At 22.3% G+C, this 593-nt stretch carries 1 pseudogene; it reads right to left on the reverse strand.

The features are described from left to right. A pseudogene (locus MBORA_RS00660) lies at positions 1–383 on the reverse strand (hypothetical protein); the annotation flags it as partial. Positions 384–593: the final 210 nt, after the last annotated feature.

Consider the following 593-nt stretch of genomic DNA (forward strand, 5'->3'; position numbering starts at 1 on the left):
TCATTAGAAGAAATAGGCATTAATGTAAGTTGACGATCAATAACAAAAGCCCTATTAGAAATATTACCAATTTTTAAAGTATCCCCATTAGAAATACCTGAAGCATCAATAATTTTCCCAGTTCTAACATCAAAATAATTACCATAATTATCTTGAGTAATCTCAATTGTCTTAGAACTTGTTCGCAAATCAATGGCGGAATTTTGCTTTGAAATTTCAATATTCAATTCATTATTTGATTCTTTCAGTGAAATAACATTACCATTTGTTTCATTTGATGCAAATACCATATTTAACGAAACTAAAATAAAACAAATAATAATAAGGCTAACGAATAATTTTTTATTGATAATTTCACCACCTTTAAACTTATTGGCCTCCATAAAATCAAATTTGATTTAAAAAATATAAACTATTAATTATACAATATTTTTCTTATCATTAATATTTAAACTTTATGAAAAAATCATTGCTGTCAAGCTAAGGTTTTCAATATCTTATTTTTTTTAATTTTTGCCTTGTTTTATTTAAATTTTTTGTTTAATATTTTTGTTTCTTTTATATAAACTTTTAATTTACTTATATCTAATTTT

This window comes from Methanobrevibacter oralis (genome assembly GCF_001639275.1).
Lineage (GTDB): Archaea > Methanobacteriota > Methanobacteria > Methanobacteriales > Methanobacteriaceae > Methanocatella > Methanocatella oralis.